Source organism: Pseudoalteromonas sp. BZA4 (genome assembly GCF_040104395.1).
In the GTDB taxonomy this organism is placed as follows: Bacteria; Pseudomonadota; Gammaproteobacteria; order Enterobacterales; family Alteromonadaceae; genus Pseudoalteromonas.
Genome location: NZ_JBECOT010000041.1, coordinates 25,952 through 37,699, shown reverse-complemented (window position 1 = coordinate 37,699; position 11,748 = coordinate 25,952). Strand labels below are relative to the sequence as shown.

Annotated in this window: 8 protein-coding genes and 8 tRNA genes; 3 read left to right on the top strand and 13 right to left on the bottom strand. The window is 41.2% G+C overall.

Translation table 11 applies throughout. The features are described from left to right. Positions 1–323 precede the first annotated feature (323 nt). On the top strand, positions 324–1,742 hold the full coding sequence (locus ABMY41_RS15500) for a sodium:alanine symporter family protein (RefSeq protein ID WP_349275345.1): 1,419 nt from the start codon (positions 324–326) through the stop codon (positions 1,740–1,742). A 17-nt stretch (positions 1,743–1,759) separates the two neighbouring features. Here the strand turns inward: ABMY41_RS15500 and ABMY41_RS15495 are convergent, their stop codons facing one another. The 13 genes from ABMY41_RS15495 to ABMY41_RS15435 all read right to left on the bottom strand — a co-directional run bounded on the left by ABMY41_RS15495 (position 1,760) and on the right by ABMY41_RS15435 (position 7,951). Beyond that, positions 1,760–2,206, bottom strand: coding sequence for a hypothetical protein (locus tag ABMY41_RS15495; RefSeq protein ID WP_289098325.1), 447 nt, complete (start codon positions 2,204–2,206; stop codon positions 1,760–1,762). A gap of 159 nt (positions 2,207–2,365) precedes the next feature. Further along, positions 2,366–2,452: transfer RNA gene (locus ABMY41_RS15490), tRNA-Leu, on the bottom strand. 35 nt (positions 2,453–2,487) lie between these two features. Then, positions 2,488–2,561: transfer RNA gene (locus ABMY41_RS15485), tRNA-Cys, on the bottom strand. 18 nt (positions 2,562–2,579) lie between these two features. Continuing rightward, positions 2,580–2,655: transfer RNA gene (locus ABMY41_RS15480), tRNA-Gly, on the bottom strand. A 282-nt stretch (positions 2,656–2,937) separates the two neighbouring features. Further along, positions 2,938–3,024 (bottom strand) — tRNA-Leu (locus ABMY41_RS15475). A gap of 39 nt (positions 3,025–3,063) precedes the next feature. Then, a tRNA-Gly gene (locus tag ABMY41_RS15470) sits at positions 3,064–3,139 on the bottom strand. 59 nt (positions 3,140–3,198) lie between these two features. After that, positions 3,199–3,285: transfer RNA gene (locus ABMY41_RS15465), tRNA-Leu, on the bottom strand. 34 nt (positions 3,286–3,319) lie between these two features. After that, a tRNA-Cys gene (locus ABMY41_RS15460) sits at positions 3,320–3,393 on the bottom strand. 12 nt (positions 3,394–3,405) lie between these two features. Then, a tRNA-Gly gene (locus tag ABMY41_RS15455) sits at positions 3,406–3,481 on the bottom strand. 139 nt (positions 3,482–3,620) lie between these two features. Next, positions 3,621–4,166: a CDP-diacylglycerol--glycerol-3-phosphate 3-phosphatidyltransferase gene (gene pgsA, locus ABMY41_RS15450; protein WP_054564017.1), complete on the bottom strand. Its 546-nt coding sequence runs from the start codon at positions 4,164–4,166 to the stop codon at positions 3,621–3,623. Positions 4,167–4,208: 42 nt separating this feature from the next. Continuing rightward, complete coding sequence (gene uvrC, locus ABMY41_RS15445; RefSeq protein ID WP_054553646.1) at positions 4,209–6,032, bottom strand: excinuclease ABC subunit UvrC; 1,824 nt, start codon at positions 6,030–6,032, stop codon at positions 4,209–4,211. Positions 6,033–6,040: 8 nt separating this feature from the next. Continuing rightward, a complete protein-coding gene (gene uvrY, locus ABMY41_RS15440) occupies positions 6,041–6,691 on the bottom strand; it encodes a UvrY/SirA/GacA family response regulator transcription factor (protein WP_054564041.1) in 651 nt (216 codons plus the stop codon). A gap of 108 nt (positions 6,692–6,799) precedes the next feature. Further along, a complete protein-coding gene (locus tag ABMY41_RS15435) occupies positions 6,800–7,951 on the bottom strand; it encodes a dicarboxylate/amino acid:cation symporter (RefSeq protein WP_054553767.1) in 1,152 nt (383 codons plus the stop codon). 215 nt (positions 7,952–8,166) lie between these two features. Here ABMY41_RS15435 and ABMY41_RS15430 point away from each other — a divergent pair, with 215 nt between their 5' ends. Both ABMY41_RS15430 and cysK read left to right on the top strand, forming a co-directional pair. Next, positions 8,167–10,500, top strand: coding sequence for a DUF5916 domain-containing protein (locus ABMY41_RS15430; RefSeq protein ID WP_349275342.1), 2,334 nt, complete (start codon positions 8,167–8,169; stop codon positions 10,498–10,500). A 195-nt stretch (positions 10,501–10,695) separates the two neighbouring features. Continuing rightward, the gene (gene cysK, locus ABMY41_RS15425; protein ID WP_058583732.1) at positions 10,696–11,664 is read left to right on the top strand and encodes a cysteine synthase A; all 969 of its coding nucleotides are present in this window, start codon (positions 10,696–10,698) and stop codon (positions 11,662–11,664) included. Positions 11,665–11,748 lie beyond the last annotated feature (84 nt).

Here is an 11,748-nt window from a genome sequence, read left to right as displayed (position 1 = left end):
GAGTCAACACTTAATTTTAAACTTTCTTTTTAGACCGTTTTAAACCGAAGTTTTACTTAACTCTCTGTCACTTTGTTCAGCGCTTTTCATTGCTGCCCGCCGTGTCAGTGGATGCGCATTATAGGGAGATGGATTTTTAACGCAAGCACTTTTTGAAGGTTTTTTTGATTATTTTCAAATTAATCAGATACCCACCAAATGCAAACACGTTACCCACAAAGACCTGTGGATAACTGATGTTTTTTAGCAGAATAACTAAACTCTCCTCGCTTGTTATGGTAACTTGCGCCGCAGATTTTCCACTCGCTCACAAGGCAAGAAAAATGACAGACATTATAAATAGTATAAGTGGTCTCCTTTGGGGTCACATTCTGGTTTACCTTTTAATAGCTGCGGGGCTATTTTTCACTCTTCGACTCGGTTTTATTCAATTCACTCAATTCCCACATATGGTCAAAGTGATGTTTCAGAGCCGCCAAGGTTCTGGCGATGGCATTTCTTCATTCCAAGCATTTTGTACTTCTTTAGCTGCGCGAGTTGGTACGGGTAATATGGCAGGTGTTGCCGTTGCACTTTATTTAGGCGGTGCCGGTGCAATTTTCTGGATGTGGCTTATTGCTTTAATAGGTATGGCGACAAGTTTTGCCGAGAGCACTCTTGCTCAGGCATATAAAACCGTCGATGAAGATGGCAACTTTCGCGGTGGCCCTGCTTATTATATGGAATATGGTTTGGGCAAACGTTGGATGGGTGTGATCTTTTCTCTGTGCCTTATTCTTGCTTTTGGATTGGTGTTTAATGCCGTTCAATCAAACTCTATTGCTGCTGCATTTGATGTTGCGTTTGGTATTCCAAACTATGTTGTAGGTATCGGCTTAGTATTAGGGTCAGGTATTATTATTTTTGGTGGCTTAAAAACTATTTCACGTTTTGCAGAAATGGTTGTGCCATTTATGGCGGTGGCTTATTTGTTAGTTGCACTTTATGTGTGTGCCATGAACTACGATTTATTACCGGGCGTATTTATGCATGTTATTAATAGTGCCTTTGGTATCGAGCAAGCGGGTGCAGGTGCAATAGGTTATGGTGTAATGCAAGCCATGATCCAGGGTATTAAGCGTGGCTTATTCTCTAATGAAGCTGGTATGGGTAGCGCTGCAAATGCTGCTGCAACGGCAGCACCTAACCCACCGCACCCAGCCTCACAAGGTTATGTACAAATGCTCGGCGTATTTGTAGATACAATTATTATATGTACTGCAACTGCAGCACTTATTTTATTATCACAACAGCTTATACCTGATTCAGGTGTGACTGGCATTGCGTTAACACAAGCTGCCCTTGAAGAACATGTTGGTAGCTGGGGTGCCACCTTTGTTGCAATTGCAATTTTGTTTTTTGCATTTACCTCGATTGTTGCTAATTATTCTTATGCCGAAACCAATTTATTGTTCTTAGAGCATAACCATGCATCGGGTATGTTGATCTTCCGACTACTGGTACTTGGTATGGTGATGTTTGGTGCGCTTGGAGAATTACCATTAGTATGGACCCTTGCCGATGTTTCGATGGGTTTAATGGCAGTTGTTAACGTCATCGCTTTATTTATGCTTTCGGGCGTCGTTATTTGGCTCGCGAAGGACTACAACACACAACGTAAGGCAGGTAAATTACCTACTTTTGATCCTTCGCAAAACAAAAAGCTAAATCAAACTATTCCTAAAGGCGCGTGGCGCAAATAATCAAGCCAAGTGATTACTTAATTGGGGAGCGATTGTGCTCCCTTTTTTGTATTTGCTAATTTTTCAAAAACAGACAATATGAATGTGATTTGCTGTTCGTTAAGTTTGGACTCAAGCTCAGTAACAAGCTGATCTTTAATTTGCGCTTTTAATGCTTGTTTTTGCTCTGCACTTAATAATGGCTGGGATTTTTGCTGATAAGATTGCACGGCGGTGAGCATAGCCATCACCACGTCATTATCAAAATCGGTTAGCGCTGCTTTGGCATTACTAATAGCCTGTTCTGATTTATCAAAGACGGTCGATACTTTATCAACAAGCACGCTCACCTCATGAATTTTCAGTACGTCATTAATGTTTGACATAATAATCGCAAAAGGAATGAGTACTAACGAGATCGCTAAACAAAGCCCAAATACGGCGCCTACCCAAAACTGGTTTAAGCCATGTTTAAATTGCTCCATTATCTTTCCTTGATCCTATTAATTGATTAAAACTTGAAACGCGTTAGCTGTTTTAAAAAGACTAAGGAAACTATAAAGCTATTTTGGCAATAAAAAAATAATTAGATGAGATTATAAAAAGAAATATAAATGAAATAGAGAAGAGGTATTTTATGTAAATGGTGCCCGGGGCCGGACTTGAACCGGCACGCTGTTACCAGCGAGGGATTTTAAATCCCTTGTGTCTACCAATTCCACCACCCGGGCATCGGGTCGCTCGTAAGAGCATGTGGAGTATTATATGGAGGCGGAACCCGGAGTCGAACCGAGGTAGACGGATTTGCAATCCGCTGCATGGCCACTCTGCCATTCCGCCTTATCGCTTCCAAATAATTGGAGCGGCACACGAGGCTCGAACTCGTGACCTCAACCTTGGCAAGGTTGCGCTCTACCAACTGAGCTAGTGCCGCAAATCTGTTTCTGTCAGTATTTTGTCCGTTGGTGCACAACCTTGAGGTTGCGATGATAACGTTCTGGCAACTGAGCTAGTGCCGCAAATTTGTTTCTGTCAGTAATTTGTCCGTTGGAGCACAACCTTGAGGTTGCGATGATAACGTTCTGGCAACTGAGCTAGTTCCGCAAATTTGATTCTGTCAGTAATTTGTCCGTTGGAGCACAACCTTGAGGTTGCGATGATAACGTTCTGGCAACTGAGCTAGTGCCGCAAAATTTTAATTAGTTACCACTAAAAATGGTGCCCGGGGCCGGACTTGAACCGGCACGCTGTTACCAGCGAGGGATTTTAAATCCCTTGTGTCTACCAATTCCACCACCCGGGCATCGGGTTTGCTATTTAAAGCAAGTGGATAAAGCTAATATGGAGCGGCACACGAGGCTCGAACTCGTGACCTCAACCTTGGCAAGGTTGCGCTCTACCAACTGAGCTAGTGCCGCATCATATTAACTCTAATATCATTTTTATAACCACATTTGGTGCTGTAGTTAACCACAAATGGTGCCCGGGGCCGGACTTGAACCGGCACGCTGTTACCAGCGAGGGATTTTAAATCCCTTGTGTCTACCAATTCCACCACCCGGGCATCGGGTTGCTCATAGAGCGCGTGGAGTGTTGAATGGAGGCGGAACCCGGAGTCGAACCGAGGTAGACGGATTTGCAATCCGCTGCATGGCCACTCTGCCATTCCGCCAAATTAGATAATTGGAGCGGCACACGAGGCTCGAACTCGTGACCTCAACCTTGGCAAGGTTGCGCTCTACCAACTGAGCTAGTGCCGCTTTCTTTATCTTGGGGGCTATGCCCTCTCAACACGGACGCATTCTACAGAGATTATTAAACGCGTCAATATAAAAAATGCTAGTTTTGAACTGTTTGCTTATTTTTTATCTAAAACGGTGTGTAATTAAACGTTTAGGATCAATTTTTGGTCAATTCTGACCATGCCGCTATTAAATACTGCAACATAGAACTAAGCGTTAAGAATGTTGCGACGTACAAAAGGCCATAACTTAAGTAGATCATCCATGTATCAAACTGCCAGATCAAACCAATAATGGCTAGCATCTGTGCTGCAGTTTTAAACTTACCCATGTTTGATACAGCTACGTTGTCACGTTTACCCTGCTCTGCCATCCATTCGCGTAAAGCAGAGATAACAATTTCACGGCTAATAATAACTAATGCAGGAATAGTCATATACAAACTTTGGTAATGGCTTGATAAAGCAACCAGTGCTGCACACACCATTACTTTGTCGGCAACCGGATCTAAGAACGCACCGAAAGGCGTTGATTGATTTAAACGACGCGCTAGATAGCCATCAAGGATATCTGTGATTGACGCAAGCCAGAAAACAAACGCAGCTGCGAAAAACGCCCATGAGAAAGGCAAATAAAATATCACCAAAAAAATGGGGATAAGAAAAAGTCTAAAGGTTGTGAGTGTGTTTGGAATATTCCACATAACTACTTGGAGATGTCTTTTTTTACTATATTCGCACGAAGGCTACGCCTTGTCATGCAAATGATTAAATATCTTTTCAGCCATTTCAGGGCTGATCCCAGGAACTTGTTTTAATTGGTCTATATTAGCAGCTTTTACCCCTTGCATGCCCCCTAAATATTTTAATAATGCTTGTCGGCGCTTTTGTCCTACGCCGGTAATTTCTTCTAACAATGATTGTGTGCGTTGTTTTTGTCGTTTATTACGATGCCCTGCAATGGCAAAACGGTGCGACTCATCACGAATATGCTGAATTAAATGCAGCGCTGGTGCATCTGAATCAAGTGGTATTGTTTTACGCCCGCCATCAATTAATAGCGTTTCTAAACCTGGTTTCCGACTAGTACCTTTTGCAACACCCACCAGCAATGGCATTTTATTATGTGGCCAGTTTTCAAAATATTGCTCAGCACGAGATAATTGACCTTTACCACCATCGATGAAGATGACATCTGGAATTTTTTCTTCATCGACTACTTTGTTGTAGCGTTTATTAAGTGCAAATTCCATCGCAGCATAATCATCACCGCCGGTGATACCAGTAACATTAAATCGACGATATTCTTTATTATTAGGCCCTTGCGAATCAAACACCACACAACTTGCTACCGTGTTTTCACCCATTGTATGGCTGATATCAAAACATTCCATGCGATTAATATCATCTAGGCGTAATGTTTCTTTTAATTGTGCGTAACGTTTGTTGATTGAATCCTGCGTGCTTTGCTTAACACTAATGCTGTTAAGTGCATTTTTATTAGCAAGCTTTAAATACTGTGCTCGCTCACCGCGATTAGCAACTTTTAGACTCACTTTACGCTCAGAGATTGCCGTAAGCGCTTCGCTTAATGGCTCACTTTCTTCAATACTAAACGGTAATATAATTTCTTTAGCAATACGCCCTGTTGCACCGGGAGCTAGATAATATTGGCCTAAAAAAGAAGTTAGAATTTCTTCTTCACCTGAGTCTTTTGGCACTTTAGGAAAATAAGTTTTACTGCCTAGCACTTTGTGGTCACGGATCATTAATAAGTGAACCGCATTCAATCCATTTAAATGCGCAAAACCCACTACATCCATTTCGGCATGGTTACCTGAAATAGATTGTTGCTCCTGCATTTTCCGAAGTAACATGATTTGGTCACGCACTTTGGCCGCAAGCTCAAATTTAAGTTCTTTACTTGCTTGCTCCATTTTAGTAACTAAATCGGCAATAACTTCATGAGATTTGCCCAACAAAAACTTGCGAACAAAATCAACTTCTTGTTGATATTCTTCATCGGAGATTTTATTCACACACGGCGCTGAGCAGCGTTTTAACTGATATTGTAAACATGGACGGCTTCTAGCTCGGTAATACGCATCTTCACATTGGCGAACCGGAAAGATTTTTTGCATTAAACGCAAACTTTCAGATACCGCTCCCGCACTTGGGAATGGGCCAAAATATTCGCCTTTAATTTTTCGGCTACCACGATGAAAAGCAAGTCGCGGGTGCTTATGATCAGTTAAAAGAATATACGGATATGACTTATCATCTCGCAGCAAAATATTGTAACGAGGCTGATATTTTTTAATTAGGTTGTTTTCGAGTAATAAGGCTTCGGTTTCAGTGTTGGTTAGGGTGACTTCAATACCGCAAATATTACTTACTAATACACGGGTTTTGCTATCAGTTACATTACTACGGAAGTAACTACTTACGCGCTTTTTTAGATTTTTAGCCTTACCAACATAGATAACTTGCCCTTCACTATCAAGCATTCGGTAGACACCGGGCTCACTTGATAGTGTTTTTAGAAAACGGGCTGGTTCGAAATCAGACATTGAGCAAATTAATGCGAGCTATCAATGTCGATCATTTTATGACGAATTGCTAAATGGGTAAGTTCAACATCACCCCCTACATTTAGCTTTTCAAACATGCGATAGCGATAGCTATTCACTGTTTTTGAACTCAGGTTCAAGCGATCCGCAATATCTTGCGCTTTCTCACCTTTAGTGATCATCAGCATGATTTGCAGCTCACGCTCAGACAAACTCTGGAATGGGTTTTCATCTGTGCGACCGCTTACCTGAGCAAGGGCAATTTGTTGTGCAATTTCAGGTGCAATATAACGTTGCCCTGCATTAACCGCACGAATGGCGTTAACCATTTCATCAGAGCCGGCACCTTTTGTCAGATAACCATGAGCACCGATTTGCATTACTTTACTTGGGAATGGATCTTCACAATGCACAGTAAGCACAATAATTTTTACATCTGGGCAATAACGACAGATTTTTTTTGTCGCTTCTAAACCGCCAATACCTGGCATATTCATGTCCATCAACACGATATCAGGTGAATGTTGACGGCAAAATTGCACCGCTTCTTCACCGGTTTTAGCTTCACCCACCACTTTAAAACCACGAACATCATCAAGTATACGTCTGATCCCTGTCCGTACAAGTTCATGGTCATCAACTAAAAGTACATTAATCAATGGAACACCCTCAAATAACCCAAATAGCTGCCTTCGCACAATTTAATGTGCCACATTAGCACAGAAAAAGTGAAACGATAAATCAAAATATCGTTTCACTAATTAATTTTAAGCTGATGCTTTCTCGCTGAAACGATCAACCCACAGGGCAATGATACCATCACCTGTTACATTACAGGCAGTACCAAAGCTATCTTGTGCTAAATAAAGTGCAATCATTAATGCAACTGCACCTTCATTAAAACCAAGCATACTTGTTAAAAGACCCAATGCCGACATAACTGCCCCACCTGGTGCGCCAGGCGCAGCAATCATTACAACGCCTAGCATCATAATAAATGGCAACATACCAAATAAAGATGGTACATCCATATTCGGTGATAAGAACATGACAGCCATTGCACATGTCACAATCGTAATTGTTGAGCCCGATAAATGGATAGTTGCACATAAAGGTACTGTAAAGTTAGCAACATCTTCTTTTACGTTATTTGCTTTGCTTGAGCGAAGTGAAACTGGAATTGTTGCTGCACTCGACATTGTACCTAAAGCAGTAAAATAAGCGGGTAACATATTTTTTACAAGCTCTAAAGGATTACGCTTTAGTAAAAGGCCTGTAGATACATATAAAACAGTAAGCCATAGCCAATGCATAATTAATGCAGCTAGCAAAACAATACCAAATGTTTGCAGCGTATCAACCACGGTGCCAGCAACTGTCATTTCCGCGAAAACACCGGCAATGTAGAAAGGTAACGCAGGAATAATTACTTTTGCTAATAAGCCATCAATCACATCACGGCCCTGATCAGATACTTTCTTTAACGTATCAAGCTGTAACTGGCTCATACCAATACCAAAAATGAATGCCGCAGCAAGTGCTGTCATTACACTCATAAGAGGTGGAATTTCTAAATCAATAAAGCTGCCCACTTCGGTAGCAACTTCTGCTTCAAACGTTAAACCGCCATCAAACAATGGGATCATAGCGCTGACAAGTAAAAACGCTAAGGTTCCAGCAATAACGGTTGAACCATATGCAAAGCCAACTGTTTTTCCTAACAAGTGGCCTGACCCTTTTGGTAAACCAGCAATACCTGATGCGATAAAAAATAAAATAATTAACGGGATGGTAAAGGTGATCAACTGACCTATTATTTCTTTTACTGTGTAAAGGAGTTCAACACCTGTTAGTGGCACATATAAGCCCACTAAAATACCGGCAACAATACCAGCAATTAATTTTAGAATTAAATTCATAACGATCACTTCAATTTTTAGGTGGTAATCTTTTACCACGTTTTAGTTTACTTTTGTTATAAAACAGCCAAATTAACGTTTAACTGCGCAAATTACCACCACAGCTTGTTAGAATCTAATTTGAACGTAAATATATGCGCCCTGTCGCGTTGCATTTGTTAACAAAGTTGCAAATTAATAACATGCTCGCAGTTTTGAATACCCGTATAGTGCTTATGTATAAATCAATGTTAAGTGCCGCTCTATTAAGCGTGCCTTTTACCAGCTTGGCCACCAGCCAACCCGTCACCCTTCCTTTTATTGCGGAGCAAGCAACAATCGACGGCCAGCTCAATGAGCCAAGTTGGCAACGTGCCAAAAAAATTACCATAGACAACGTTACTTGGCCTTACGAAAACAGTAAAAGCCCAGTTACCACCCACGCTTATGTTTATGAGGATGGCGAAACACTTTTTATTGGCTTTGAAGCGAATGATCCAAACCCAGAACTTATTCGTGCTTTTTACCGTGACCGTGACGCAGCCTGGGATGATGACCTAGTCGGGCTAAAAATTGATTCATACAATAATTCTCAATTAGCTTATCAATTTTTTATTAACCCACTTGGCGTACAACAAGATTCAATAGAAAACGAACTGACCAAACATGAAAGCTCATCATGGGACGGTATTTGGGATAGCGTCGGTGTTATTCATGATAAAGGCTACACAGTTGAAGTTGCCATTCCATTACGCGTATTGAATTTTGACGACAGCGTAGCAAGTAAGACTATGGCGATGGAGTTTTTACGCTTTTTACCGCGCAGTGAGCGGTTACGTATCTCCAATATGCAAATTGACCATGGTAACAACTGTTGGATTTGCCAAATGCCAAGTTACCAAGGCTTTGAACAAGCAAAGCAAGGCAATAACGTGGCGATTATTCCATCTGTGGTGCTTGGCAAAAATGAGACACGTGATATTGATGGCGCACAAGTGGCTGATTGGGAGACAGAAAACAATACTGAAGCCAGCCTCGATGTTAAATGGGGGATCACACCAGATATCACCTTAAATGCGACGATTAATCCTGATTTTTCTCAGGTTGAAGCGGATGTAGCACAATTGAGTGTGAACAATAATTTCAGTTTATTCTTCCCAGAAAAGCGTGCCTTCTTTTTAGATAACGCTGACTACTTTGCCTCAACACTTAACCTTATTCATACCCGTAATATTGCCCAGCCAGATTACGGCACCAAGATCACCGGCAGCAAAAATGGTCATACATTTGCCGGCTTCATTGCCAATGATACGCAAACCAATGTGTTGATCCCGGGCAATTTAGGCTCATCGCTTGTCGTCCTTGACGAGACAAGTGAAAACGGTGCCCTGCGTTATCGATACGATTTTGAATCTGGGTTATCACTCGGTTCAACGGCAACACACAGACAAAGTGATGATTATAAAAACACAGTCTACAGTATTGATAGCAAATACAAACCAACAGTGAACGATGTTTTCTTAGTACAAGTATTAAAGTCACAAACGCAATACAGCCAAGATTTTATCGATGAGTTATGTGATGGTGATAACTGCTTACAGCCCGAGCAAGTAATCTGTGAATTAAATAGTGACTGCGACTATAACGAAGGCGTACTTCGTGTTTTAAGTAAAGAACAGCAATCCGGTACTGGCTACTACCTAAAGTATCAACACGACGAGAAGTACTGGCGTGCCTTCGCTGATTATAATTATCGTGATGCTGATTTAAGAGCTGACTTGGGCTTTATCTCACAAGTTGATTTTAAAAAGTTTACGACTGGTGGCGAATACCGCTGGTATGGCGATAAAGGCAATTGGTGGAATCGCGCTAACCTTTACGCCGATTGGGATATTACCCATAACGAAAATAACGAACTTCTTGAAAAAGAAGCACAAACTAGTTTTTCAGTCAGCGGCCCGTTACAGAGCTTTTTTGAGGTCTCTGTTGAACACCGTAACCGCACCGGCCTTCGCCACGATAAATCACGTTTAGATATCGACGGCAACACTGACTTGTTTAGCGAAAATGGCGTTGGCTTTTACAGTGACTTTAAACCAAAAGCAGGGGTATTTGCTTCTTTATATATGTATACAGGTAATGCCGTTGATTTAGCGAATAACCGCGTTGGTGATAAGTTCCATATCCGCCCTGTGCTGAATATGAACCTTGGTAAGCATTTTGAAGTGCGTTTACGTCATACTTATGAGCAGCTTGAAGCCAATGGCAGTGAAGTATTTACCGCCAACTTAAGTGATGTACGTTTTACTTACCAATTCAACGTGAATAGCTTTTTACGTCTTGCAGTCATTTATACCGATTTAGAGCGTAATCAAGCTAATTACATAGATGATGTTGATAGCCAATATAAAAACCTAGCCACTCAGCTGTTGTATTCTTACAAGCTGAACCCGCAAACGGTTTTCTTTGCAGGTTACTCAGATAATGGCTATCAAGATGATGAGCTATCATCAATTACTAAAGAGCAGCGTACGTTATTTGCTAAATTTAGCTACGCTTGGTTGCTTTAAGACCCTAATAGCGCACCTTTTGGTGCGCGACCTTCTTTTCCCACCTTATTACTAAATGCTATAAGCCTATTCGCTATATGTTATAGCCAAACTTTACTTTCGTTTTTATTTCACCACAGTAAAGTGTGACTATTACAGATCACTAGCCTTAGCTAGTTGATCAACGATTGAATAAATTGCTTCCAAGGGAACACTATGTCTAACATTTTTGAAGATAATTCATTAACGATTGGTAATACACCAATTGTAAAGCTTAACCGCGTAACCTCAGGTAATGTTTTTGCTAAAGTTGAATCACGTAACCCAAGCTTCAGTGTTAAATGCCGTATTGGCGCTTCAATGATCTGGGAAGCAGAAAAGTCAGGTGTATTAACCAAAGAAAAAGAGTTAATCGAGCCGACTTCAGGTAACACAGGTATCGCACTTGCGTTCGTAGCAGCTTCTCGTGGCTATAAGCTAACCCTTACTATGCCTAACACAATGAGCTTAGAGCGTCGTAAATTATTAAAAGCCTTAGGTGCTAACCTAGTATTGACTGATGGCGCTAAGGGTATGAATGGCGCGATTGAAAAAGCAAAAGAAATTCAAGCCAGTGAGCCTGAAAAATACATTCTTTTACAACAGTTCGAAAACCCAGCTAACCCGAAAATTCACTTTGAAACAACGGGCCCTGAAATCTATGAAGCAATGGACGGTAAAATCGATATCTTCGTAGCAGGTGTTGGTACTGGTGGTACTATTACGGGTGTTAGCCGTTACCTTAAACTAGAAAAAGGTTTAAATGTACAATCGGTTGCTGTTGAACCAACTAACTCTCCAGTTATTAGCCAAACATTAGCTGGTGAAGAAGTTAAACCAGGCCCTCATAAAATCCAAGGTATCGGTGCAGGCTTCATTCCTGGCAACCTTGATTTAGAAGTTGTAGACGCTGCAGAGCAAGTATCAAATGAAGATGCGATTGCTATGGCTCATGAACTGATGAAAAACGAAGGTATTTTAGTGGGTATTTCTTCTGGTGCAGCAGTAGTTGCGGCAAAACGCCTTGCTGAAAAACCTGAGAACGCAGACAAGAACATTGTGGTAATTTTACCAAGTGCGACTGAGCGTTACTTATCTAGCCCATTATTTGCTGAAGAGTTCAGTGATAAAGAGCTAGTTCAGTAACCACTAAGAATCACTTAGTTGTTAAAAAAGGATGCAGACATGCGTCCTTTTTTATTACCTAAAATAAATAAAACCAATAATTTT